Origin of the sequence: Streptomyces sp. NPDC002809 (assembly GCF_040295435.1) — a bacterium.
In the GTDB taxonomy this organism is placed as follows: Bacteria; Actinomycetota; Actinomycetes; order Streptomycetales; family Streptomycetaceae; genus Streptomyces.
On sequence record NZ_JBEOVJ010000002.1, the window covers coordinates 195,880 to 219,453 of the forward strand.

Genomic DNA, 23,574 nt, shown 5'->3' on the forward strand with positions numbered 1-23,574 from the left:
CGGCGTCGAAAACCGGCGTACCTAACGAGGAGATCGGTTCGTGACGATCCGCGTAGGCATCAACGGCTTTGGCCGCATCGGTCGTAACTACTTCCGCGCGCTGCTGGAGCAGGGTGCGGACATCGAGATCGTGGCTGTCAACGACCTGGGTGACACTGCGACCACGGCCCACCTGCTGAAGTACGACACCATTCTGGGTCGTCTCAAGGCAGAGGTGAGCCACACCGCCGACACCATCACCGTCGACGGTCACACCATCAAGGTGCTCTCCGAGCGCAACCCGGCGGACATTCCGTGGGGTGAGCTGGGCGTCGACATCGTCATCGAGTCGACCGGCATCTTCACCAAGAAGGCCGACGCCGCCAAGCACATCGCGGGTGGCGCCAAGAAGGTCCTCATCTCGGCTCCGGCCAAGGACGAGGACATCACCATCGTGATGGGCGTCAACCAGGACAAGTACGACGCGGCCAACCACCACGTCATCTCCAACGCCTCCTGCACCACCAACTGTGTGGCGCCGATGGCCAAGGTTCTCGACGAGAACTTCGGCATCGTCAAGGGCCTGATGACGACGGTCCACGCGTACACGAACGACCAGCGGATCCTGGACTTCCCGCACTCCGACCTGCGTCGCGCCCGCGCCGCCGCGGAGAACATCATCCCGACCACGACGGGTGCCGCCAAGGCCACCGCCCTGGTCCTGCCGCAGCTCAAGGGCAAGCTCGACGGCATCGCGATGCGGGTCCCGGTCCCGACCGGTTCCGCCACCGACCTCGTCGTGACCCTGCAGCGCGAGGTCACCAAGGACGAGGTCAACGCCGCGTTCAAGAAGGCGTCCGACGACGGCGACCTCAAGGGCTTCCTGACGTACACCGAGGACCCGATCGTGTCCTCGGACATCGTGAGCGACCCGTCCTCCTGCACCTTCGACTCCTCCCTGACCATGGTCCAGGAGGGCACGACGGTGAAGATCCTCGGCTGGTACGACAACGAGTGGGGTTACTCCAACCGCCTCGTCGACCTGACCGTCTTCGTCGGCGGCCAGCTCTGATCCTCGGATCGGCAGGCACCTCGATGTGAGTACGGGGCTCGAACGGCGCAACGCAGCGCCGTTCGAGCCCCGCCGCATGCTCCCTCGTCCTCCAAGGAGTCCAGACAGATGAAGACGATCGACGAACTTCTCGCCGAAGGGGTCACCGGCAAGCGCGTATTCGTCCGCGCCGACCTCAACGTGCCGCTCAGCGGAACCACCATCACCGACGACGGCCGCATCCGCGCCGTCGAGCCGACCGTCCGGAAGCTGGCCGAGGCCGGCGCCCGGGTCGTCGTCGCCTCGCACCTGGGCCGCCCCAAGGGCGCCCCGGACCCGGCGTTCTCGCTGGCCCCCGCGGCCACCCGCCTCGGTGAGCTGCTCGGGACCGACGTGGCCTTCGCGACCGACACGGTCGGCGAGTCCGCCCGCGCCACCGTCGCCGCGCTCGCCGACGGCCAGGTCGCCGTCATCGAGAACCTCCGCTTCAACGCCGGCGAGACGTCGAAGGACGACGCCGAGCGCGGCGCCTTCGCCGACCAGCTGGCCGAGCTCGCCGACGTGTACGTGGGCGACGGCTTCGGCGCCGTGCACCGCAAGCACGCCTCGGTCTTCGACCTCCCGGCCCGCCTTCCGCACGCCGCGGGCGACCTGATCGCCACCGAGGTCGGCGTCCTGAAGAAGCTCACCGACGACGTGCAGCGTCCGTACGCCGTGGTCCTCGGCGGCGCGAAGGTCTCCGACAAGCTCGGCGTCATCGACCACCTCCTTGAGCGCGCCGACCGCATCCTCATCGGCGGCGGCATGGCGTACACCTTCCTCAAGGCCCAGGGCCACGAGGTCGGCAGCTCACTGCTGCAGGAGGACCAGATCCCGGTCGTGCTGGAGTACCTCAAGCGCGCCGAGGAGAAGGGCGTGGAGTTCGTGCTCCCCGTCGACGTCGTGGTCGCCCCGGCGTTCCCCGACCTCAGGACCAAGGCCCCGGCCCACCCCACCACCGTCGCCGCCGACGCCATGCCGGCCGGGCAGATGGGGCTGGACAACGGCCCGGAGACCAACAAGCTCTACGCATCGAAGCTCGCCGACGCGGCCACCGTCTTCTGGAACGGCCCGATGGGCGTCTTCGAGCACCCCGACTTCGCCGAGGGCACCCGGGCCGTCGCCCAGGCCCTCGTCGACTCCTCGGGCTTCAGTGTGGTCGGCGGTGGCGACTCCGCCGCCGCGGTCCGCATCCTGGGCTTCGACGAGAACGCGTTCGGACACATCTCGACCGGTGGCGGCGCCAGCCTCGAATACCTCGAGGGCAAGACGCTTCCCGGCCTCGCCGCACTGGAGGACTGACCTTTCATGACTGCTACCACCCAAGGCCGGACCCCGCTGATGGCGGGCAACTGGAAGATGAACCTCAACCACCTCGAGGCCATCGCGCACGTCCAGAAGCTCGCCTTCGCCCTGGCCGACAAGGACTACGACGCCGTAGAGGTCGCCGTCCTGCCGCCCTTCACCGACCTGCGCTCCGTCCAGACGCTGGTCGACGGCGACAAGCTGAAGATCAAGTACGGCGCCCAGGACATCTCGGCGCACGACTCCGGCGCGTACACCGGTGAGATCTCCGGCCCGATGCTCGCCAAGCTGAAGTGCACCTACGTCGCCGTCGGCCACAGCGAGCGCCGGCAGTACCACGCGGAGACCGACGAGGTCTGCAACGCCAAGGTGAAGGCGGCGTACAAGCACGGCCTGACCCCGATCCTCTGCGTCGGCGAGGGTCTGGACATCCGCAAGGCCGGTGACCAGGTCGCGTACACGCTCGCGCAGCTCGACGGCGCCCTGAAGGACATCCCGGCCGAGCAGGCCGAGACCATCGTGGTCGCCTACGAGCCGGTCTGGGCCATCGGCACCGGCGAGGTCGCCACCCCCGAGGACGCGCAGGAGGTCTGCGGTGCGATCCGCGGCCGCCTCGCCGAGCTGTACTCGCAGGAGCTGGCCGACGCGGTCCGCATCCAGTACGGCGGCTCGGTGAAGTCCGGCAACGTGGCCGCGATCATGGCGCAGCCCGATGTGGACGGCGCGCTGATCGGCGGCGCCGCACTGGACACCGACGAGTTCGTCAAGATCGTCCGCTTCCGCGACCAGTGAGTATGCGGTAGCGCGGATCCGTCGTACCCTTGCGGGGGCCAGGAGGGCAGCCTCCCGGCCCCCGTTGTTCGCACATGCAGTCAGGAATTCCGGAAAGTAGGGACCAGCCGTGATTTTGGGGTTCGAGATCGCCCTGATCGTCTTCAGCCTGCTGCTGATGCTGCTGGTGCTGATGCACAAGGGGAAGGGCGGCGGTCTTTCCGACATGTTCGGTGGCGGCATGCAGTCGTCCGTCGGCGGTTCCTCGGTCGCCGAGCGCAACCTCGACCGGATCACCGTCGTGGTCGGTCTGGGCTGGTTCGCGTGCATCGTGGTGCTTGGTCTGCTCATCAAGCTGGACAACTGACCCGTCGTACGCGATTCCGGTGAGGGTGTAACTCCAACCACTGGACGCGCGTTGGGCCTTACGTAGACTGGGGCATCTTCGAGCACCATCACGCAGGGAGTTACGACCGTGGCAAGTGGCAACGCGATCCGGGGAAGCCGGGTCGGAGCGGGGCCGATGGGGGAGGCCGAGCGCGGCGAGTCCGCGCCACGGGCCCGCATCTCCTTCTGGTGCTCGAACGGGCACGAGACGCAGCCGAGCTTCGCCCATGACGCGCAGGTTCCGGAGACCTGGGACTGCCCGCGCTGCGGATTCCCGGCCGGCCAGGACCGGGACAGCCCGCCGGACCCGCCCCGCACCGAGCCGTACAAGACGCACCTGGCGTACGTACGCGAGCGGCGCAGCGACGCGGACGGCGAGGCCATCCTCGCCGAAGCCCTCGCGAAACTCCGCGGCGAGATCTGACACCTCTCGTGCCTCTGTAGAAGTTGTTCACCGGCCGGACACCCCCAGGGTGCCCGGCCGGAACGCTTCTGCCGTGCCGCAGCCCGCCGTTGTCCCGTCCACCGCCCTGATCAATTAAGTTGGAGGGGCAGCGGGGAACTGCGGTTACGAGAAGAAGTGGGCTGATGTCCGGGATGAACGCACAAAGCCGAGCCAGGCTCAACCAGACGCCGGAGTGGACCGCGCTGGGAAAGCACCGTGAGCAGCTCGGGACGACCCATCTGCGAGAGCTCTTCGCGGACGATCCGGAGCGCGGTACCGGGTACACCCTGCGCGTCGGCGACCTGTACGTCGACTACTCCAAGCAACTGGTCACCGAAGAGACTCTCCGGCTGCTCCGTGAACTCGCCGCTGCCACCGGTGTCGCCGAGCTGCGGGACGCGATGTTCCGCGGAGACAAGATCAACACCACCGAGGACCGCGCCGTCCTGCACACCGCGCTCCGCGCCCCGCGCGACGCCGTGATCGAGGTCGACGGCGAGAACGTGGTGCCCGCCGTGCACGCGGTCCTCGACAAGATGGCCGCCTTCTCCGACCGCGTCAGGTCGGGCGAGTGGACCGGTCACACCGGCCGGCCCATCAAGAACATCGTCAACATCGGCATCGGCGGCTCCGACCTGGGCCCCGCCATGGCGTACGAGGTGCTGCGCTCCTTCACGGACCGCTCGCTCACCGTCCGCTTCGTCTCCAACGTCGACGGCGCCGACCTGCACGAGGCGGTGCACGACCTCGACCCGGCCGAGACGCTCTTCGTCATCGCGTCGAAGACCTTCACCACGATCGAGACGATCACCAACGCCACCTCGGCCCGCGACTGGCTGCTGACCGGTCTGAGGGCGGGGCAGGACGCGGTGGCCAAGCACTTCGTGGCCCTGTCGACGAACGCCGAGAAGGTCTCCGACTTCGGCATCGACACCGCCAACATGTTCGAGTTCTGGGACTGGGTCGGCGGCCGATACTCGTACGACTCCGCCATCGGCCTCTCTCTGATGATCGCCATCGGCCCGGACCGGTTCCGCGAGATGCTCGACGGCTTCCACCTCGTCGACGAGCACTTCCGTACCGCCCCGGCCGAGGAGAACGCCCCGCTGCTGCTGGGCCTGCTGGGCGTCTGGTACGGCGCGTTCTTCGACGCCCAGTCACACGCGGTGCTGCCCTACAGCCACTATCTGTCCAAGTTCACCGCGTACCTGCAGCAGCTCGACATGGAGTCCAACGGCAAGTCCGTGGACCGGGACGGCAATCCGGTCGACTGGCAGACCGGTCCCGTCGTCTGGGGCACCCCCGGCACCAACGGGCAGCACGCCTACTACCAGTTGATCCACCAGGGCACCAAGGTCATCCCGGCCGACTTCATCGGCTTCGCCGAGCCGGTCGAGGCGCTGCTGCCCGGCCTGGTCGCCCAGCACGACCTGCTGATGGCCAACTTCTTCGCCCAGACCCAGGCGCTGGCCTTCGGCAAGACGCCGGACGAAGTGCGCGCCGAGGGCGTTCCCGAGGAGCTGGTGCCGCACAAGACGTTCCTCGGCAACCACCCGACGACGACGATCCTCGCCGACCGGCTGACCCCGTCCGTGCTCGGCCAGCTGATCGCGCTGTACGAGCACAAGGTCTTCGTCCAGGGCGCCGTCTGGAACATCGACTCCTTCGACCAGTGGGGTGTCGAGCTCGGCAAGGTCCTCGCCAGGCGGATCGAGCCGGTGCTGACCGAGGGCAAGGGCGCCGAACAGCTGGACAGTTCGACCGCCGCGCTCGTCGCCGCGTACCGCGAGCTGCGGGGGCGCTGAGCCCGTGGCCAGGGGGGAGGGGACGGTACGGCCGGTCGGTCTCAGGGCCCCGGCACACACGCCGGACCCGCGGGCCGTCGGCTGGTGGCGGGCGCAGTGGCTGCTGCTGACCGCCGTGCCGGTGGTGGTCCTGACCGTGCTGGGCGCGTTCCTCGCGTCCGCCCGGTTCTGGCTGTTGCTGCCCGCCGCGGTGCTCGCGGTCCTCGGCATCGGCTGCGCCGTCCTCGTCCCCCTCTGGTGGTTCCGTACGCATCGCTGGGAGGTCACCGACCAGGCGGTGTACGTCCGCACCGGGGTGCTGTGGCAGGAGTGGCGGATCGCGCCGATGTCCCGGATCCAGACCGTGGACACCGTGCGCGGCCCCCTGGAACAGCTCTTCCGGCTCGCCACGGTCACCGTCACCACCGCCTCGTCCAAGGGCGCGGTCCGGATCGAGGGCCTCGACCACGAACTGGCGGCCGAGCTCGCCGAGCGGCTGACCCGGATCACCCAGGACACCCCCGGGGACGCCACGTGAGCGCGGCGGACACCGCCCCGGACACCACCGCCCCGGACGGTGCGGGTGACCGGGGCGGGTCGTCCGCCGTCGAATGGCGCCGCCTCGACCGGCGTACGGTCCTGGCCACCGCCCTCGTCACGGCGGGCGTGGCGGCGGGGGCAGCCGTGCCGACCACGCTCGGGCTCTCCGGACGGTTCGGGTTCGCCGCCGCCGTCGCCTGGGTGCTGACGGGCGCGGCCCTGCTGATCGGCGGCAGCGCGTGCGCCGACTACGTGAGGTGGCGCCGCACCCGCTACCGCGTCGGCACCGACCGCGTCGAGCTCCGCACCGGCCTCCTGCTCGTCAGGAGGCGCTCCCTGGCACGGGAACGCATCCGCAGCGTCGACCTCACCGCCCACCTGCTCCAGCGCGTCCTCGGCCTGGTCACCGTCCGGATCGGCACCGGTGAGCACACCGGCGACGACTCCACCCTCGAACTCGACCCGGTCCTGCGCGCCGAGGGCGAACGGCTGCGCCGCGCGCTCCTGGAACGAGGTCCGGCCGAGGCGTCCGGCAGCCACCGGGAGGGCGAGCTCGTCACGCTCGACCCGCGCTGGATCCGTTACGCGCCGGTCTCGTTCGTCGCCCCGGCCCTCGGTGGCGCCGCTGCCGGAGCCGTGATGCAGGTCAGCGACTGGTTCGGGGCACAGGGCCAGGTCATCGAGTGGGTCGGCGACCGGTACCGGGACTCCTCCCTGCTCTCCGTGATCCTGCTCCTCGCCGTGGCCGCGTCGCTCGCCGGCGTCGTGGGCGCGCTGGGGCTCTGGGTCGAGATGTGGTGGAACTACCGCCTCGAACGTGAACCGGGCGGCACCCTGCGCATCCGTCGCGGACTGCTCACCTCCCGGTCCGTCTCCATCGAGGAGCGGCGGCTGCGCGGTGTCGACCTCGTCGAGCCGCTCGGCGTCCGGCTGCTGGGCGCCGCCCGGGTCGACGCCATCACCACCGGACTGGCCAAGGACGACGAGGAGCAGGGCGGCGACCACAACACCCTGCTGCCCGCCGCGCCCCGGCCGGTCGCCGACGAGGCCGCCGCCGCCGTGCTGCGTGCGACGGTGTCCCCGACCGGTGCGCCGCTGACCGCGCATCCGCCCGCCGCGCGCGGCCGGCGCCTGCGCAGGGCGTACTGGGCGGTCCTGGTGCCCGTCCTGGTCCTGGCTCTGCTCGGCGCCCTGCTGACGCCCGTCCTGCTCTGGACCGCGCTCGGCTGCGCCGCCGTGGGGCTGCCCGCCGGGGTGCTCGTGGCCCGCGATGCCTACCGCAGCCTCGGTCACGCGCTCAGCGGCGCCTACCTGGTGACGCGTTCGGGCAGCCTGCGCCGCTCCACCGCCGCACTGGAGCGGGCCGGGGTGATCGGCTGGACGGTCCGGCAGTCGTACTTCCAGCGACGGGCCGGGGTACTGAACATCACCGCGACGACGGCCGCGGGAGCCGGTGCGTACACGGTGTACGACGCGGACGAGTCCGAGGGGCTCACCTTCGCCTCCGAGGCCGTGCAGGGCCTGCTGGAACCCTTCCTGGAGCGGAGCCCGGCGGGGGAGTGAGCCCCGCTCAGCCGTGCGTCGTGTCGATGACGCAGAAGCGGTTGCCCTCGGTGTCCGCGAGGACCACGAAGTCCGGATCCTCGGGGTACAGCTTCCAGTCGGTCTCCGTGGCACCGAGCGCGACCAGCCGCGCCACCTCGGCGTCCTGCTCGTCGGTGTAGAGGTCGAGGTGGACCCGGGGGACCTCCTGCACGGGGACATCGCTCCGGCCCAGCGACACCCCCGCCCCCGGCCCCTCGGCCGGGACCAGCACCACCCAGTCGTCCGCCAGCGGCTCGCGCTCCACATAGCCGAGCGCGGCCTTCCAGAAGGCCGCCGCGCGCCTTACGTCCGACGCGCCCATCACCACACTCCCGATGTGCACCATGGACCGAGCCTTTCACGACGCGGGCCCGGTCCGCTCCGAGGAGCGAACCGGGCCCGCGTGCGGTACCGCTGACAGCCGTTCAGGCCGAGGCCGGCGGGTACAGGGCGCGCGGCAGCCGCGAGGCCGCCGCCGCGTCCAGCAGCCACAACGTGCGGCTGCGACCGTACGCGCCCGCGGCCGGGGCCTGGATCTCCCCGGCCCCCGACAGGGCGATGGCCGCGGCCTCCGCCTTGTCCTCGCCCGCCGCGAGGAGCCACACCTCGCGCGCCGCCCGGATGGCGGGCAGCGTGAGCGAGACGCGGACGGGCGGCGGCTTGGGCGCCCCGTGCACACCGACGACGGTGCGCTCGGTCTCCCGTACCGCGGGCAGCTCCGGGAAGAGCGAGGCGACATGGGTGTCGGGGCCGACGCCCAGCATCAGCACGTCGAACACCGGCACCGGCCCGTGGTCCTCCGGACCGGCCGCAGCGGCCAGTTCGGCGGCGTACGCCGCGGCCGCCGCATCGGCGTCCTGGCCGTACGGCCCGTCCGACGCGGGCATCGCGTGCACCCGGGACGGGTCCAGCGGCACCGAGTCCAGCAGGGCCTTGCGGGCCTGCGTGACATTGCGCTCAGGATCGCCCTCCGGCAGGAACCGCTCGTCGCCCCACCACAGGTCGAGCCGCGACCAGTCGACCGCGTCCCGGGCGGGCGCTTCGGCGAGTGCGGCCAGCAGGCCGTTGCCGTTACGGCCGCCGGTGAGTACCACCGAGGCGTGACCGCGTGCGGCCTGGGCGTCCACGATCTTCGTGATCAGCCGGGCCGCCGCGGCCTGCGCCATCAGCTCCTTGTCGCGGTGCACGACGAGCTGGGGGACGACGCTCACTTCGACGCCGCCTTCTTCGCCGGTGGCGTCGCCTTCTTGGCGGCGGGAGCGGCCGGCGCCGCGGATGCGGCGGCCTTGGGCTTCGCCGCTTCCCCGAGCCGCTCCACGCCGAACTTCACGGAGGACTCGTAGGTGTTGTCCGGGTCGAGCCGGCGGAGCTCCTCGGCGAGCAGCTCCGCGGTCTCCCGGCGCTTGAGCGCCACCGCACGGTCCGGCTGTCCCACCATGGAGAGCGTGGCCAGCGAACCATCGGCCCGGTCCAGCACGATCGTGCCGGACTTGGTCTCCATCCGGACGGCCGTCAGACCGGGGCCGCCGGACATGGTGCGCTCGACCGGGACCTGGAGCCGGTCCGCGAGCCACATGGCCAGCAGCTCGCAGCTCGGGTTCTCGGATTCGCCCTCGACCGTCGCCGAGACGACGTCCACGGCCTGCTGGTCGAGTGCGGCCGCCAGCATGGAGCGCCACGGCGTGATCCGGGTCCAGGCCAGATCGGTGTCGCCGGGGGTGTACGACTTGGCGCGCACCGCCAGCTCGTCGATCGGGTGCTCCGCCGAGTAGGTGTCCGTGATCCGGCGCTGGGCGAGCGCGCCCAGCGGGTCCTTCGTCGGATCGGCGGGCGCGGCCTCGGGCCACCAGACCACGACCGGGGCGTCCGGCAGCAGCAGCGGCAGGACCACCGACTGGGCGTGGTTGGCCAGCTCGCCGTGGAGCCGGAGCACCACGGTCTCACCGGTGCCCGCGTCGGAGCCGACCCGGACCTCGGCGTCCAGCCGGGCGTCGCGACGGCTGCGCGGCGAGCGGCTGACCCGCTTGATCACCGCGATGATCCGCGAGGGGTGCTCGCGCGAGGCGTCGCCGGCCGACTTGAGAGCGTCGTAGGCGTTCTCCTCGTCGGTGACGATGACCAGGGTGAGCACCATGCCGATCGCCGGGGTGCCGATGGCACGACGGGCCGACACCAGCGCCTGGTTGATCTTGCTGGAAGTGGTTTCCGTGAGATCGATCTTCATGGCCGGCGCCAGCTCCGTCCGTCTCGTGCGAGCATCTCGTCCGCCTCGGCCGGGCCCCAGGTGCCCGCCGGGTACTGCGCGGGCTTGCCGTGCTTGTCCCAGTACTCCTCGATCGGGTCGAGGATGTTCCAGGAGAGTTCGACCTCCTGGTGGCGGGGGAAGAGGTTGGCGTCGCCGAGCAGCACATCGAGGATGAGCCGCTCGTAGGCCTCCGGGCTGGACTCGGTGAAGGACTCGCCGTAGGCGAAGTCCATCGTCACGTCCCGGACCTCCATCGAGGTGCCGGGCACCTTGGAGCCGAACCGCACGGTGACGCCCTCGTCCGGCTGGACCCGGATGACCAGGGCGTTGCCGCCCAGCTCCTCCGTCGCTCCCGACTCGAACGGGAGGTAGGGGGCGCGCTTGAAGACGACCGCGATCTCCGTGACCCGCCGGCCGAGCCGCTTTCCGGTACGGAGGTAGAACGGCACGCCCGCCCAGCGCCGGTTGTTGACCGTCAGCTTGATCGCGGCGAAGGTGTCGGTCTTCGACTTGGGGTCGATACCGTCCTCCTCCAGATAGCCGAGGACCTCCTCGCCGCCCTGCCACGCGTGCGCGTACTGACCGCGCACGGTGTGCTTGCCGAGGTCGTCCGGCAGCTCGACGGCAGTGAGCACCTTGAGCTTCTCGGCGACCAGTGCCTTCGGGTGGAAGGAGCCGGGCTCCTCCATCGCGGTCAGCGCCAGCAGCTGGAGCAGGTGGTTCTGGATGACGTCACGGGCGGCGCCGATGCCGTCGTAGTAGCCGGCCCGGCCGCCGATGCCGATGTCCTCGGCCATCGTGATCTGGACGTGGTCGACGTAGCTCCGGTTCCAGATCGGCTCGAACATCGTGTTGGCGAACCGCAGCGCCAGGATGTTCTGGACCGTCTCCTTGCCCAGGTAGTGGTCGATCCGGAAGACCTCGTTGGGCGGGAAGACGTCGTGCACGAGCTGGTTGAGCTCCTGCGCGCTCTTCAGGTCGTGACCGAAGGGCTTCTCGATGACGGCACGCCGCCAGGAGCCCTCCTTCTGGTCGGCGAGCCCGTGCTTCTTGAGCTGCTGGACGACCTTGGGGAAGAACTTCGGCGGCACGGAGAGGTAGAAGGCGAAGTTGCCGCCCGTCCCCTGTGCCTGGTCGAGCTCCTGGATGGTCGCCTTCAGGGTCTCGAAGGCCTCGTCGTCGTCGAAGTTGCCCTGGACGAAGCGCATCCCCTGGATGAGCTGCTGCCAGACCTCTTCACGGAACTCGGTACGGGCGTGCTGCTTGACGGCGTCGTGGACCTCCTGTGCGAAGTCCTCGTCCTGCCACTCGCGGCGCGCGAAACCGATGAGCGAGAAGCCCGGCGGCAGCAGGCCGCGATTGGCCAGGTCGTAGACGGCGGGCATCAGCTTTTTACGGGACAAATCGCCCGTGACGCCAAAGATGACCAGGCCCGACGGCCCCGCGATACGCGGGAGCCGTCGGTCCTGGGCGTCACGGAGCGGGTTGGCTCCGGGAACACCAGACAAAGTGGTCAGCCCTCCGAAGGGGCGAGGCGCTTGAGCTCTGCCTCGGTCGAGTTGAGCAGGTCGATCCAGGCGGCCTCGAACTTCTCGACGCCCTCGTCCTCGAGGAGCTGGACGACGTCGTCGTACGAGACACCCAGCTTCTCGACGGCGTCGAGCTCGGCACGGGCCTGCTCGTAGGTGCCGGCGATGGTGTTGCCCGTGATCTGTCCGTGGTCCGCGGTGGCGTCCAGGGTGGCCTCGGGCATGGTGTTCACCGTGCCGGGGGCGACAAGGTCGTCCACGTACAGGGTGTCCTTGTACGCGGGGTCCTTCACACCGGTGGAGGCCCACAGCGGGCGCTGCTTGTTGGCGTGCGCCTTGTCCAGCGCGGCCCAGCGGTCCGAGGAGAAGACCTCCTCGAACGCCTGGTAGGCGAGCCGGGCGTTGGCGAGAGCCGCCTTGCCCTTCAGCGCCTTGGCCTCGTCGGTGCCGATCGCTTCGAGCCGCTTGTCGATCTCGGAGTCCACGCGGGACACGAAGAACGAGGCCACCGAGTGGATCTTGGACAGGTCCAGGCCCGCGGCCTTCGCCTTCTCCAGACCCGCCAGGTAGGCGTCCATGACCTCGCGGTAGCGCTCCAGCGAGAAGATCAGCGTGACGTTGACGCTGATGCCCTTGCCGATGACCTCGGTGATCGCCGGCAGGCCGGCCTTCGTCGCCGGGATCTTGATGAGCGTGTTCGGCCGGTCCACCAGCCAGGCCAGCTGCTTGGCCTCGGCGACCGTGGGGGCCGTGTGGTGGGCCAGACGCGGGTCGACCTCGATGGAGACCCGGCCGTCCTGGCCGTCCGTGGTGTCGAAGACGGGACGCAGGATGTCGGCGGCGTCACGGACGTCCGCCGTGGTGATCATGCGGATGGCCTCGTCCACGGTGACCTTGCGGGTGGCGAGGTCGGTGAGCTGCTGCTCGTAACCGTCGCCGTGCGAGATCGCCTTCTGGAAGATCGAGGGGTTGGTCGTGACACCCACGACGTGGCTCTGGTCGATCAGCTCGGCGAGGTTGCCCGAGGTGATCCGCTTGCGCGAAAGGTCGTCGAGCCAGATCGCCACGCCCTCGTCGGAGAGGCGCTTGAGTGCGTCTGTCATGAGAATTGCATCTCCTACTAGTCGTATAACGGCGTCAGCGCGTGACGGCGGCGAGAGATTCCCGGGCGGCGGCCGCGACGGCCTCGCCGGTGAAGCCGAACTCGCGGAAGAGGACCTTGGCGTCGGCCGAGGCGCCGAAGTGCTCCAGCGACACGATCCGGCCGGCGTCGCCGACGTACCGGTACCAGGTGAGACCGATGCCCGCCTCGACGGCGACCCGGGCCTTCACCGACGGCGGCAGGACGCTGTCCTTGTACGCCTGGTCCTGCTCCTCGAACCACTCGACACACGGCATCGACACCACACGGGTCGGGATGCCGGCGGCCTGGAGCTCCTCGCGCGCCTCGACCGCGAGGTGGACCTCGGAGCCCGTACCGATCAGCAGGACCTGGGGCTCGCCGCCCTCGGCCTCGAAGAGCACGTAGCCGCCCTTGACCGCGTTCTCGTTCGCCTCGTACGTGGGCACGCCCTGCCGCGTCAGCGCCAGACCGTGCGGGGCACCCTTGCCGAACACCTTGGTGTAGCGGCGCAGGATCTCGCGCCAGGTGAGGGAGGTCTCGTTGGCGTCGGCCGGGCGGACGACGTTCAGGCCCGGGATCGCGCGCAGCGAGGCCAGGTGCTCCACCGGCTGGTGGGTCGGGCCGTCCTCGCCGAGACCGATCGAGTCGTGCGTCCACACGTACGTCACCGGAAGGTGCATCAGCGCGGACAGGCGCACGGCGTTGCGCATGTAGTCGGAGAACACCAGGAAGGTGCCGCCGTAGATGCGGGTGTTGCCGTGCAGCGCGATGCCGTTCATGGCCGCGGCCATGGCGTGCTCGCGGATACCGAAGTGGATCGTGCGGCCGTACGGGTCCGCGCCCGGCAGCGGGTTGCCGGCCGGGAGGAACGACGACGTCTTGTCGATCGTGGTGTTGTTCGAGCCCGCGAGGTCGGCGGAGCCGCCCCACAGCTCGGGGACGATCTCACCGAGCGCCTGGAGCACCTTGCCGGAGGCCGCGCGGGTGGCGACGCCCTTGCCGGGCTCGAAGACCGGGAGCTTGTCCTCCCATCCCTCGGGCAGCTCGCCCGCGGAGATCCGGTCGAACTCGGCGGCGCGCTCCGGGTTGGCGGTGCGCCACGCGGCGAAGGTCTTCTCCCACTCGGCCTTGGCCTCGCGGCCGCGGTCCAGCGCCTCACGGGTGTGCGCGATGACCTCGTCGGCGACCTCGAAGGTCTTCTCCGGGTCGAAGCCCAGCACCCGCTTGGTCGCGGCGACCTCGTCGTCGCCGAGCGCGGAGCCGTGCGAGGCCTCGGTGTTCTGGGCGCTCGGCGCGGGCCAGGCGATGATCGAGCGGGCCGCGATGAACGACGGGCGCCCGGTCTCCGCCTTGGCGGCCAGCAGGGCCTTGTACAGACCCGCCGGGTCCAGGTCTCCGCTGGGCAGCTGCTCGACGCGCTGGACGTGCCAGCCGTACGCCTCGTAGCGCTTCAGGGTGTCCTCGGAGACCGCGGTCTCCGTGTCGCCCTCGATGGAGATGTGGTTGTCGTCCCACAGCAGGACCAGGTTGCCCAGCTTCTGGTGCCCGGCCAGCGAGGACGCCTCCGCGGAGATGCCCTCCTGGAGGCAGCCGTCACCTGCGATGGCCCACACCATGTGGTCGAACGGGGAGGTGCCGGGAGCCGCCTCCGGGTCGAACAGACCGCGCTCGTAGCGGGCCGCCATGGCCATGCCCACGGCGTTGGCGACACCCTGGCCCAGGGGGCCGGTCGTCGTCTCCACGCCCGTGGTGTGGCCGTACTCCGGGTGCCCCGGGGTCTTGGAGCCCCAAGTGCGGAAGGCCTTCAGGTCATCGAGCTCCAGGCCGTACCCGGCCAGGTAGAGCTGGATGTAGAGGGTCAGGCTGGTGTGGCCCGCCGAGAGCACGAACCGGTCGCGACCGGTCCACTCCGCGTCGGCGGGGTCGTGCCGCATCACCTTCTGGAAGATGGTGTACGCGGCGGGAGCCAGGCTCATGGCCGTACCCGGGTGGCCGTTTCCGACCTTCTGTACGGCGTCCGCGGCGAGGACGCGGACGGTGTCCACGGCCCGCTGGTCCAATTCGGTCCACTGGAGGTCTGTGGTGGTCGGCTTGGTGCTCACCCTGAGTCAGGGCTCCTCTCCACTGTCGTAAACCGGTGACTGTGTCCGCACCGGGCGTTGTCGAGCCTACCCCCGTCCCGACCCGCGATTTCCGGCTGCTTCCAGGGTGCGGGCGGCCCGTCGAATCCGCCTCCCGTATGAGCGCGGAGGCTCACCGATGGGCCCACTCCGATGAGCGTGCGGGCTCACTCCTGAGGCCTCCGATGAGCGTCCCGGCCCACCCCTGAGACCTTCGGTGAGTGCACCGGAGCACATCTGTGCGAGCGGTACCCGTCGGCATCCCGCGGGTAGGGGGGAGAGGGTTCGCGCATGTGCCGCGGCAACGTCCCGCGCCACATCAACACGACCCCACCCCCGCGAAGGGCGCCCTGTCCCCAACGTCTACAGTGGTCTGGTTCGCGCAAGTCTTTACTGGGCCTTCACGCCCGGAGCTTGCTGGGATTTCTCTGTCAGGGGTGTGCGTGACGGCCGTCGAGTCCCGACCCGCAGGGGTCGCCTTGACTCCGAGCCCAGGGGGCCATCGCCCATTCGGGGCCCGTGTCAAGGCATTCGTGGCACTGACCAAGCCTCGGATCATCGAGCTGTTGCTGATCACCACTGTTCCGGTGATGTTCCTGGCCGCTCAGGGTGTACCCGACCTGTGGCTCGTGCTCACTACCACCATCGGCGGATATCTGTCCGCCGGCGGTGCCAATGCACTGAACATGTACATCGATCGCGACATCGACGCGCTGATGGACCGTACGTCGCAGCGCCCGCTGGTCACCGGCATGGTGAGCCCGCGCGAGTGCCTGGCCTTCGGTATCGCCCTCGCGGTGATCTCGACGGTCTGGTTCGGCCTGCTGGTGAACTGGCTGTCGGCAGCGCTCTCGCTCGGTGCCCTGCTCTTCTACGTCGTCGTGTACACGATGATCCTGAAGCGCCGCACCTCGCAGAACATCGTCTGGGGCGGCATCGCGGGCTGCATGCCGGTGCTCATCGGCTGGTCGGCCGTGACGAACTCGATGTCCTGGGCCGCGGTGATCCTCTTCGCCGTCATCTTCTTCTGGACGCCGCCGCACTACTGGCCGCTCTCCATGAAGGTGAAGGACGACTACGCGCGGGTCGGCGTTCCCATGCTTCCGGTCATTGCCTCCAACCGGGTGGTGGCCCGCCAGATCGTGCTCTACAGCTGGGTGATGGTGGCCGTCTCGCTGCTGCTGACCCCGCTGGGCTACACCGGCTGGTTCTACACGGTGGTGGCGGTGCTGACCGGTGGCTTCTGGCTCTGGGAGGCGCACGCGCTGCTGAGCCGGGCGAAGTCCGGTGCGACCGGCGGGAAGCTCAAGGAGATGCGGCTGTTCCACTGGTCGATCACCTATGTGTCGCTGCTGTTCGTCGCAGTGGCGGTGGACCCCTTCCTGAGGTAGCACCTCTCGTGATCCGCCGACGGGCGGGGAGCGTGGCACAGGCCACGCTCCCCGCCCGTCGCACGTTGGTCTACCCATCGGTAGCATCCTGTGCATGGCAGAGACGGCTGAGACCCAGCAGGTGGACGGCAAGCAGGCGGCGCGCGCGGAGCGCAGGGCGGCCAGGCTGGCCAAGCAGATCGGTGCCTTCGCGAAGGCGCACGGCGGTGCCGAGGGGCAGCTGGCCTACATCGGGCAGATGGGCACCCGCATCGTTCTCGTCGGCGAGGACGGCGGCTGGGGCGATCTCGTCGCCCCCTCGTACGCGGTCGCCGAGAGCGCCGCGCAGAAGTCCGGGATCACGATGCACGAGTCCTTCGACGGCGAGTTCGCGGCGAAGGTCCACACGGGCCCGTACGAGTGGACCCGCATGGCCGGCATCCAGATCGGCGGCCCGGCGAACAGGGCCTGAGAGCGGCCGAAAGCCCCCTGCCCGCCGGACTCACTCCGGCGGGCAGGGGGCTTTTGCCGAGCGGTTGGCGAAACCTGCCCGGGCAAGCTCGTCGGGACGCATGCCGCGCACCGGGGGTGGTCCGTACCGCGCGTCCCCCACGACGCCTTGCGCCATTTGCGCCAGGCGTGCGCCTTGTCAGGCGATAAGTGCGGACTCGCTGTGCGGGGTGGCGGCCGGACCGACCTCCACCGGCCGTTCACGCAGCGACAGCAGTACGCGAACGACGCCGATCCAGACCAGGCACGAGCCGAACATGTGGAGTCCGACCAGCACTTCCGGCGTGTCGGTAAAATACTGCACATACCCGACCACGCCCTGCGCCATCAGGATCACGAACAGGTCCCGGGCTCGGCGCAGCGGTCCCACCGGCGCGTCGACGGCCTTCAGGACGAACCAGAGCGCGACGGTCAGCGCCACCACGACCCACGCCAGGTCGGCGTGCAGCTGGGCGATCATCTTCCAGTCGATCGGGATGCGGTGGACGTCGCTGGAGTCACCGGCGTGCCGCCCGGCCCCCGTGACCACCGTGCCGACCGCGACCAGCAGCCCCGCGGCGACCGCCAGCAGCCAGGTGAGCTGCGAGACGGCCTTGCCCACCAGGGGGCGCGGCGCCGTGTCGCCCTCACCGACCCGCTGCCACGTCACCAGGGCGATCGTGAGCAGTGCGGTGGAGAGCAGGAAGTGTGCCGCGACGGTGTACGGGTTCAGGCCGACCAGCACCACGATGCCGCCGAGCACGGCGTTGCCCATGACCACCCAGAACTGCGCCCAGCCGAGCCGGGTGAGGCTGCGGCGCCAGGGCTTGGCGGACCGGGCGGCGATGATCGCCCACCCGACCGCCGCGCACAGGACGTAGGTGAGCATCCGGTTGCCGAACTCGATCGCGCCGTGGAAGCCCATCTCGCCGGTCGCCGTGAGGCTGTCGTCGGTGCACTTGGGCCAGGTCGGGCAGCCGAGGCCGGAACCGGTCAGCCGTACGGCACCGCCGGTGACGACGATGGCGACGGCCATGACGACGGCCGACATGGCCGCACGGCGGACGGTCCGGGGGGACGGCGTCCAGCGATCGGCGATGTAAAGGAGCGGGTTCCGCACGGCTTGAGCGACTTCGGCTCGGGTCAGCTTGGGCACGCGCACCATCGTAGGCGGCCGCTTGTGCAAGCTTTCACGAGGGGGACGATTACCCCGAACCGTCGACGGAGCGCTTACGGAGGCTCACTCCCAGCGGAAGAACCTGGCCGCCGCGCCCAGTCCCAGCACCGTCCACACCGCCAGGATCCCCAGGTCGCCCCACGGCATCGCCGCACCGTGCTGCAGGACGTCCCGCAGCCCGTCCGAGAGGGCCGCGATCGGCAGCAGCCCCAGCACGGACTGCACCGCGTCCGGGAACTTCTCCAGCGGCACGATGACTCCGCCGCCGACCAGCAGCAGCAGGAAGACCAGGTTGGCGGCGGCAAGCGTCGCCTCCGCCTTCAGCGTCCCGGCCATCAGCAGCCCGAGCCCGGAGAACGCGGCGGTGCCGAGGACCAGGAGCAGCAGTACGGCGAACGGATTGCCGTGCGGCGACCAGCCCAGCGCGAACGCGATCACCGTCAGCAGCACGACCTGGAGCACCTCGGTGACCAGCACCGCGAGCGTCTTGGCGGTCATCAGCCCCCAGCGGGGGAGCGGCGAGGCGGCAAGCCGCTTGAGCACGCCGTAGCGCCGCTCGAATCCGGTGGCGATGGCCTGGCCGGTGAAGGCCGTGGACATCACGGCGAGGGCGAGGATGCCCGGGGTCAGGAAGTCGACCGACTCGCCCGAGCCGGTGTCCACGATGTCGACCGCGCTGAACAGCACGAGCAGCAGCGTCGGGATGATCACCGTCAGCAGCAGCTGCTCGCCGTTGCGCAGCAGCATCCGGGTCTCCAGCGCGGTCTGCGCGGCGATCATGCGGGGCAGCGGGGCGGCGCCCGGCCGGGGGACGTACGTACCGGCACTCATGCGCGCAGCTCCTTGCCGGTCAGTTCGAGGAAGACGTCCTCCAGGGTGTGGCGCTCGACGGAGATGCCGGAGGGCATCACGCCGTGCTGGGCGCACCAGGAGGTGACGGTGGCCAGCAGCTGCGGGTCGACGTCGCCGGTGATGCGGTACGCGCCGGTGGCGAGCTCGGCCGCCTCCGTGCCGTCGGGCAGCGCCTTCAGCAGGGAGCCGAGGTCGAGGCCGGGGCGGCCGGTGAAGCGCAGGGTGTTCTCAGCGCCGCCGCGGCAGAGCGCCTCGGGGCTGCCCTGGGTGAGGAGCCGGCCGGCGTCGATGATGGCGACGTCGTCGGCGAGCTCCTCGGCCTCGTCCATGAAGTGGGTGGTGAGGACGACGGAGACCCCGTCGGTACGCAGTTCTCGTACGAGTTCCCAGGTGGAGCGGCGGGCCTGCGGGTCGAGGCCCGCGGTCGGCTCGTCCAGGAAGACCAGCTCCGGGCGGCCCACGACGGCCATCGCCAGGGCGAGCCGCTGCTGCTGGCCGCCGGAGAGCCGGCGGTAGGTGGTGCGGCCGCAGCTGCCCAGGCCCAGGCGTTCGATGAGAGCGTCCACGTCCAGGGGGTGGGCGTGCAGTTTCGCCATGTGGCGGAGCATCTCGTCGGCGCGCGCGCCGGAGTAGACGCCGCCGGACTGGAGCATCACGCCGATGCGGGGGCGCAGGCGCGCCGCGTCGGCGACCGGGTCGAGGCCGAGGACCCGGACCGTCCCGTCATCCGGTCGGCGGTATCCCTCGCAGGTCTCGATCGTGGTGGTCTTGCCCGCGCCGTTGGGGCCGAGGATCGCGGTGACCGCGCCGGCCCGGACGTCCAGGTCGAGGCCGTCCACCGCGGCTTTGCTGCCGTACCGCTTCACCAGGCCGCGGACCTGGACAGCCGGGCCGGAGGGGGGTGGGGCGGGCTCGCTCTTCATGGGCGGTAAGTCTAGGCAGCCGCCTGCCGGGGACCGGTCCGGGGGCTTGATTAGGTAACCCTAAGTGATGGATTCCACCCTTGATCGTTCCGGACCGTGGTTGTCAGAGCCGGAGGAATTACGCAACAATGGCGTTGTGAAATACGTTGGCGAGGCTCCGCAGGAGGAACTCGCGACCGGCGAGCGCTCGACGCGCAACCGGGTCGCGCGCTCCATCCTGGACCACGGCCCGTCCACCGTCGCCGACCTGGCGAAGCGCCTGGGACTCACCCAGGCGGCTGTCCGCCGCCATCTCGACGCCCTCGTCTCCGACGTCGTCGTCGAGGCCCGCGAGCAGCGGGTGTACGGGGCGCGGACCCGCGGCCGCCCGGCCAAGGTGTTCGCCCTGACCGACTGCGGCCGGGACGCCTTCGACCAGTCGTACGACCAGCTGGCCGCGGACGCCCTGCGCTGGATCGCCGAGACCTCGGGCGACGAAGCGGTCATGGTTTTCGCCCGGGCCAGGATCGCCGACCAGTCGGCGGCCTACCGCGCGGCCATCGAGGCCGCGGACCCCGAATCCCGTACGGAGGCGCTGGCCAAGGCCTTGTCCGCCGACGGGTACGCTGCTACGGCGCGCAGCGCGCCGGGCCCGCAGCAAGGTGAGCAGCTGTGCCAGCACCACTGCCCGGTCGCACATGTCGCCGAGCAGTACCCGCAGCTGTGCGAGGCGGAGACGGAGATCTTCTCCAGCCTCCTGGGGACCCATGTGCAGCGTCTCGCCACCATCGCCCACGGCGACGGGGTGTGTACGACGTACATTCCGCGCAGCGGGCACCCCACCACCCCACAGACCACCGATTCAGCATCTGCAAGCACGGCCGGGAGGAACCCCGCATGACGCTCCCTACGGAGACTGCCCACCCTGAGCTCGATGGCCTGGGCACGTACGAATTCGGTTGGGCCGACTCCGACGCGGCAGGCGCAGCGGCCAAGCGCGGCCTCTCCGAGGCTGTCGTCCGCGATATCTCGGAGAAGAAGAACGAGCCGGAGTGGATGCTGAAGCTGCGGCTCAAGGGCCTCAAGCTCTTCGGCAAGAAGCCCATGCCGAACTGGGGCTCGGACCTGTCGGGCATCGACTTCGACAACATCAAGTACTTCGTGCGTTCCACGGAGAAGCAGGCGGAGTCCTGGGAGGACCTGCCCGAGGACATCAAGAACACGTACGACAAGCTCGGCATCCCGGAGGCGGAGAAGCAGCGCCTCGTCGCCGGTGTCGCCGCGCAGTACGAGTCCGAGGTCGTCTACCACCAGATCAACGAGGAGCTGGAGGCGCAGGGTGTCATCTTCATGGACACCGACACCGCGCTGAAGGAGCACCCGGAGCTCTTCAAGGAGTACTTCGGCACGATCATCCCCGTCGGTGACAACAAGTTCGCCTCGCTGAACTCGGCCGTGTGGTCCGGTGGCTCGTTCATCTACGTGCCGAAGGGCGTGCACGTGGAGATCCCGCTCCAGGCCTACTTCCGTATCAATACGGAGAACATGGGCCAGTTCGAGCGGACGCTGATCATCGTCGACGAGGACGCCTACGTCCACTACGTCGAGGGCTGCACCGCGCCGATCTACTCCTCGGACTCCCTGCACTCCGCGGTCGTCGAGATCATCGTGAAGAAGGGCGGCCGCTGCCGCTACACGACGATCCAGAACTGGTCGAACAACGTCTACAACCTGGTGACCAAGCGCGCCGTCGCCTACGAGGGCGCGACCATGGAGTGGGTCGACGGCAACATCGGCTCCAAGGTCACCATGAAGTACCCGGCCGTCTACCTGATGGGCGAGCACGCCAAGGGCGAGACCCTGTCCATCGCCTTCGCGGGCGAGGGCCAGCACCAGGACGCCGGCGCCAAGATGGTCCACATGGCCCCGAACACCTCGTCGAACATCGTCTCCAAGTCGGTGGCACGAGGCGGCGGTCGCACCTCCTACCGCGGTCTGATCGAGATCGGCGAGGGCGCGCCCGGCTCGAAGTCCAACGTGCTGTGTGACGCGCTGCTGGTCGACACCATCTCGCGCTCCGACACCTACCCGTACGTCGACGTCCGCGAGGACGACGTGTCGATGGGTCACGAGGCGACCGTCTCCAAGGTCTCCGAGGACCAGCTCTTCTACCTGATGAGCCGCGGCATGACCGAGTTCGAGGCGATGGCGATGATCGTGCGCGGCTTCGTCGAGCCGATCGCGAAGGAGCTCCCCATGGAGTACGCCCTCGAGCTCAACCGGCTGATCGAGCTCCAGATGGAGGGTTCGGTCGGCTAGTACGCCGACGACCGAATCCCCCTGACATCTGTCCGACTGAGAAAGCGAGCACTACGACAGCCATGGCTGAGGCTCAGAACATCCCGGCGGGATCCACCACTGCCGGCTCCATCGCGGTGGCCGCCGAGTCGACCGTCGCCACGCGCATGAGCGCGCCCCCGTCCTTCGACGTCGCGGACTTCCCCGTCCCGCACGGCCGCGAGGAGGAGTGGCGGTTCACGCCGCTGGAGCGGCTGCGCGGGCTGCACGACGGCACGGCCGCGTCCACCGGCAGCGGTGTGAAGGTCGCCATCGAGGCCCCCGTGGGTGTCACGGTCGAGACCGTCGGCCGTGACGACGCCCGCCTCGGCAAGGCCGGCACGCCGGTGGACCGGGTCGCCGCGCAGGCGTACTCGTCCTTCGAGCAGGCCTCCGTCGTCACCGTCGGCAAGGAAGCCGTGCTCACGGAGCCGATCCGGATCGCCGTGCACGGTGAGGGCGGCGTCGCGTACGGCCACCAGGTCATCGAGCTGGGCGCCTTCGCCGAGGCCGTCGTCGTCATCGACCACACCGGTGACGCGGTGCTCGCCGCCAACGTCGACTACGTCCTCGGCGACGGTGCGAAGCTGACCGTCGTCTCCGTCCAGGACTGGGACGAGCAGGCCGTCCACGTCGGCCAGCACAACGCGCTGGTCGGCCGCGACGCCTCCTTCAAGTCCATCGTCGTCACCTTCGGCGGTGACCTCGTCCGTCTTCACCCGCGGATCGCCTACGCGGGCCCCGGCGGCGAGGCGGAGCTCTTCGGTCTGTACTTCACCGACAAGGGCCAGCACCAGGAGCACCGCCTCCTGGTCGACCACAACACCCCGCACTGCAAGTCCAACGTGGCCTACAAGGGCGCACTGCAGGGCGACGGTGCGCACGCCGTATGGATCGGCGACGTCCTCATCCAGGCCGCGGCCGAGGGCACCGACACCTACGAGATGAACCGCAACCTGGTCCTCACCGACGGTGCGCGGGTCGACTCGGTGCCGAACCTGGAGATCGAGACCGGCGAGATCGTCGGCGCCGGCCACGCCTCCGCGACCGGCCGCTTCGACGACGAGCAGCTCTTCTACCTCCAGTCGCGCGGCATCCCGGCCGAGGAGGCCCGCCGCCTCGTCGTGCGTGGCTTCTTCGCCGAGCTGGTCCAGCAGATCGGCCTGCCGGACGTCGAAGCCCGTCTCCTCGACAAGATCGAGACCGAGCTGAAGGCGTCGGTCTGATGACCTTCGTCAAGGCGTGCGCGCTGAGCGAGCTGGAGGACGACACCCCGAAGCGGGTGGAGCTCGACGGCACGCCGGTGTCCGTCGTCCGCACCGAAGGCGAGGTGTTCGCGATCAACGACATCTGCTCGCACGCGAACGTCTCGCTGTCCGAGGGTGAGGTCGAGGACTGCATGATCGAGTGCTGGCTGCACGGATCGAGCTTCGACCTCCGCACCGGCAAGCCGTCCGGCCTTCCCGCGACGCGCCCCGTCCCCGTATACCCCGTCAAGATCGAAGGGGACGATGTGCTCGTCTCCGTCACCCAGGAGTCCTGAGT

23 protein-coding genes are annotated in these 23,574 nt (G+C 69.8%); 14 read left to right on the forward strand and 9 right to left on the reverse strand.

The genetic code is table 11. From position 1 onward, the window contains the following. Window positions 1-40 precede the first annotated feature (40 nt). From gap to ABT025_RS02200, 8 genes are all read left to right on the forward strand, one after another. The gene (gene gap, locus ABT025_RS02165; protein WP_326735564.1) at window positions 41-1,051 is read left to right on the forward strand and encodes a type I glyceraldehyde-3-phosphate dehydrogenase; all 1,011 of its coding nucleotides are present in this window, start codon (window positions 41-43) and stop codon (window positions 1,049-1,051) included. 108 nt (window positions 1,052-1,159) lie between these two features. Beyond that, window positions 1,160-2,371 (forward strand): phosphoglycerate kinase, encoded by a 1,212-nt coding sequence (locus tag ABT025_RS02170; RefSeq protein ID WP_350988804.1) that lies wholly within the window; start codon window positions 1,160-1,162, stop codon window positions 2,369-2,371. A gap of 6 nt (window positions 2,372-2,377) precedes the next feature. After that, window positions 2,378-3,166 carry a triose-phosphate isomerase gene (gene tpiA, locus ABT025_RS02175; protein ID WP_350988805.1) on the forward strand — a complete coding sequence of 263 codons (789 nt, stop codon included), beginning with the start codon at window positions 2,378-2,380 and terminating at the stop codon, window positions 3,164-3,166. A 109-nt stretch (window positions 3,167-3,275) separates the two neighbouring features. Continuing rightward, window positions 3,276-3,512, forward strand: a complete 237-nt coding sequence (gene secG / locus ABT025_RS02180) for a preprotein translocase subunit SecG (RefSeq protein ID WP_018104607.1) — start codon at window positions 3,276-3,278, stop codon at window positions 3,510-3,512. A 108-nt stretch (window positions 3,513-3,620) separates the two neighbouring features. Continuing rightward, window positions 3,621-3,956: an RNA polymerase-binding protein RbpA gene (locus ABT025_RS02185; protein WP_078622699.1), complete on the forward strand. Its 336-nt coding sequence runs from the start codon at window positions 3,621-3,623 to the stop codon at window positions 3,954-3,956. A gap of 173 nt (window positions 3,957-4,129) precedes the next feature. After that, window positions 4,130-5,782, forward strand: a complete 1,653-nt coding sequence (gene pgi / locus ABT025_RS02190; protein WP_350988808.1) for a glucose-6-phosphate isomerase — start codon at window positions 4,130-4,132, stop codon at window positions 5,780-5,782. Between the two features lie 4 nt (window positions 5,783-5,786). After that, a complete protein-coding gene (locus tag ABT025_RS02195; protein WP_350988810.1) occupies window positions 5,787-6,299 on the forward strand; it encodes a PH domain-containing protein in 513 nt (170 codons plus the stop codon). Between the two features lie 101 nt (window positions 6,300-6,400). Continuing rightward, the gene (locus ABT025_RS02200; protein WP_350988948.1) at window positions 6,401-7,864 is read left to right on the forward strand and encodes a PH domain-containing protein; all 1,464 of its coding nucleotides are present in this window, start codon (window positions 6,401-6,403) and stop codon (window positions 7,862-7,864) included. 7 nt (window positions 7,865-7,871) lie between these two features. Here ABT025_RS02200 and ABT025_RS02205 read toward each other — a convergent pair whose 3' ends face one another. The 6 genes from ABT025_RS02205 to tkt form a co-directional block, all read right to left on the reverse strand. Beyond that, a complete protein-coding gene (locus tag ABT025_RS02205) occupies window positions 7,872-8,231 on the reverse strand; it encodes a VOC family protein (RefSeq protein ID WP_350988812.1) in 360 nt (119 codons plus the stop codon). 79 nt (window positions 8,232-8,310) lie between these two features. Further along, a complete protein-coding gene (gene pgl, locus ABT025_RS02210; RefSeq protein WP_350988814.1) occupies window positions 8,311-9,096 on the reverse strand; it encodes a 6-phosphogluconolactonase in 786 nt (261 codons plus the stop codon). After that, window positions 9,093-10,109, reverse strand: a complete 1,017-nt coding sequence (opcA, locus tag ABT025_RS02215; protein WP_350988816.1) for a glucose-6-phosphate dehydrogenase assembly protein OpcA — start codon at window positions 10,107-10,109, stop codon at window positions 9,093-9,095. The genes pgl and opcA overlap by 4 nt, the downstream gene beginning before the upstream one ends. Beyond that, on the reverse strand, window positions 10,106-11,638 hold the full coding sequence (gene zwf, locus ABT025_RS02220) for a glucose-6-phosphate dehydrogenase (protein ID WP_350988818.1): 1,533 nt from the start codon (window positions 11,636-11,638) through the stop codon (window positions 10,106-10,108). Before zwf ends, opcA begins: the two co-directional genes overlap by 4 nt. A 5-nt stretch (window positions 11,639-11,643) precedes the next feature. Beyond that, window positions 11,644-12,762 (reverse strand): transaldolase, encoded by a 1,119-nt coding sequence (tal, locus tag ABT025_RS02225; protein ID WP_350988820.1) that lies wholly within the window; start codon window positions 12,760-12,762, stop codon window positions 11,644-11,646. A 34-nt stretch (window positions 12,763-12,796) separates the two neighbouring features. Then, on the reverse strand, window positions 12,797-14,884 hold the full coding sequence (gene tkt / locus ABT025_RS02230) for a transketolase (protein ID WP_350988822.1): 2,088 nt from the start codon (window positions 14,882-14,884) through the stop codon (window positions 12,797-12,799). Between the two features lie 461 nt (window positions 14,885-15,345). On the opposite strand from tkt, the gene ABT025_RS02235 reads away from it, so the two are divergent. Both ABT025_RS02235 and ABT025_RS02240 read left to right on the forward strand, forming a co-directional pair. After that, on the forward strand, window positions 15,346-16,293 hold the full coding sequence (locus tag ABT025_RS02235) for a heme o synthase (RefSeq protein ID WP_350988824.1): 948 nt from the start codon (window positions 15,346-15,348) through the stop codon (window positions 16,291-16,293). A gap of 94 nt (window positions 16,294-16,387) precedes the next feature. Beyond that, window positions 16,388-16,744 carry a hypothetical protein gene (locus ABT025_RS02240; RefSeq protein WP_350988826.1) on the forward strand — a complete coding sequence of 119 codons (357 nt, stop codon included), beginning with the start codon at window positions 16,388-16,390 and terminating at the stop codon, window positions 16,742-16,744. 177 nt (window positions 16,745-16,921) lie between these two features. On the opposite strand, the gene ABT025_RS02245 is transcribed toward ABT025_RS02240, so the two are convergent. The 3 genes from ABT025_RS02245 to ABT025_RS02255 all read right to left on the reverse strand — a co-directional run bounded on the left by ABT025_RS02245 (window position 16,922) and on the right by ABT025_RS02255 (window position 19,713). After that, window positions 16,922-17,926, reverse strand: a complete 1,005-nt coding sequence (locus ABT025_RS02245; protein ID WP_350988828.1) for a COX15/CtaA family protein — start codon at window positions 17,924-17,926, stop codon at window positions 16,922-16,924. 75 nt (window positions 17,927-18,001) lie between these two features. Beyond that, window positions 18,002-18,769, reverse strand: a complete 768-nt coding sequence (locus ABT025_RS02250) for an ABC transporter permease (RefSeq protein WP_350988830.1) — start codon at window positions 18,767-18,769, stop codon at window positions 18,002-18,004. Continuing rightward, window positions 18,766-19,713, reverse strand: coding sequence for an ABC transporter ATP-binding protein (locus ABT025_RS02255; RefSeq protein ID WP_350988832.1), 948 nt, complete (start codon window positions 19,711-19,713; stop codon window positions 18,766-18,768). Before ABT025_RS02255 ends, ABT025_RS02250 begins: the two co-directional genes overlap by 4 nt. Window positions 19,714-19,849: 136 nt before the next feature. Between ABT025_RS02255 and ABT025_RS02260 the strand changes: the two genes are divergently transcribed. The 4 genes from ABT025_RS02260 to ABT025_RS02275 all read left to right on the forward strand — a co-directional run bounded on the left by ABT025_RS02260 (window position 19,850) and on the right by ABT025_RS02275 (window position 23,572). Next, the gene (locus ABT025_RS02260; RefSeq protein WP_350988834.1) at window positions 19,850-20,593 is read left to right on the forward strand and encodes a helix-turn-helix transcriptional regulator; all 744 of its coding nucleotides are present in this window, start codon (window positions 19,850-19,852) and stop codon (window positions 20,591-20,593) included. Further along, window positions 20,590-22,011, forward strand: coding sequence for a Fe-S cluster assembly protein SufB (sufB, locus tag ABT025_RS02265; RefSeq protein WP_326735542.1), 1,422 nt, complete (start codon window positions 20,590-20,592; stop codon window positions 22,009-22,011). The genes ABT025_RS02260 and sufB overlap by 4 nt, the downstream gene beginning before the upstream one ends. A 62-nt stretch (window positions 22,012-22,073) precedes the next feature. Then, window positions 22,074-23,255, forward strand: coding sequence for a Fe-S cluster assembly protein SufD (gene sufD / locus ABT025_RS02270; RefSeq protein WP_350988837.1), 1,182 nt, complete (start codon window positions 22,074-22,076; stop codon window positions 23,253-23,255). Then, window positions 23,255-23,572 (forward strand): bifunctional 3-phenylpropionate/cinnamic acid dioxygenase ferredoxin subunit, encoded by a 318-nt coding sequence (locus ABT025_RS02275; protein WP_136328637.1) that lies wholly within the window; start codon window positions 23,255-23,257, stop codon window positions 23,570-23,572. Before sufD ends, ABT025_RS02275 begins: the two co-directional genes overlap by 1 nt. The last annotated feature ends 2 nt before the right edge of the window (window positions 23,573-23,574 follow it).

Excerpts from the sequence above, each read along its gene's own strand:
- ABT025_RS02170 (WP_350988804.1), top strand. The coding sequence starts at position 1,160 with ATGAAGACGATCGACGAACTTCTCGCCGAAGGGGTCACCGGCAAGCGC.
- tpiA (WP_350988805.1), top strand. The coding sequence starts at position 2,378 with ATGACTGCTACCACCCAAGGCCGGACCCCGCTGATGGCGGGCAACTGG.
- pgi (WP_350988808.1), top strand. The coding sequence starts at position 4,130 with ATGAACGCACAAAGCCGAGCCAGGCTCAACCAGACGCCGGAGTGGACC.
- ABT025_RS02205 (WP_350988812.1), bottom strand. The coding sequence starts at position 8,231 with ATGGTGCACATCGGGAGTGTGGTGATGGGCGCGTCGGACGTAAGGCGC.
- opcA (WP_350988816.1), bottom strand. The coding sequence starts at position 10,109 with ATGAAGATCGATCTCACGGAAACCACTTCCAGCAAGATCAACCAGGCG.
- tal (WP_350988820.1), bottom strand. The coding sequence starts at position 12,762 with ATGACAGACGCACTCAAGCGCCTCTCCGACGAGGGCGTGGCGATCTGG.
- ABT025_RS02240 (WP_350988826.1), top strand. The coding sequence starts at position 16,388 with ATGGCAGAGACGGCTGAGACCCAGCAGGTGGACGGCAAGCAGGCGGCG.
- ABT025_RS02245 (WP_350988828.1), bottom strand. The coding sequence starts at position 17,926 with ATGGTGCGCGTGCCCAAGCTGACCCGAGCCGAAGTCGCTCAAGCCGTG.
- ABT025_RS02250 (WP_350988830.1), bottom strand. The coding sequence starts at position 18,769 with ATGAGTGCCGGTACGTACGTCCCCCGGCCGGGCGCCGCCCCGCTGCCC.
- ABT025_RS02255 (WP_350988832.1), bottom strand. The coding sequence starts at position 19,713 with ATGAAGAGCGAGCCCGCCCCACCCCCCTCCGGCCCGGCTGTCCAGGTC.
- sufB (WP_326735542.1), top strand. The coding sequence starts at position 20,590 with ATGACGCTCCCTACGGAGACTGCCCACCCTGAGCTCGATGGCCTGGGC.
- sufD (WP_350988837.1), top strand. The coding sequence starts at position 22,074 with ATGGCTGAGGCTCAGAACATCCCGGCGGGATCCACCACTGCCGGCTCC.
- ABT025_RS02275 (WP_136328637.1), top strand. The coding sequence starts at position 23,255 with ATGACCTTCGTCAAGGCGTGCGCGCTGAGCGAGCTGGAGGACGACACC.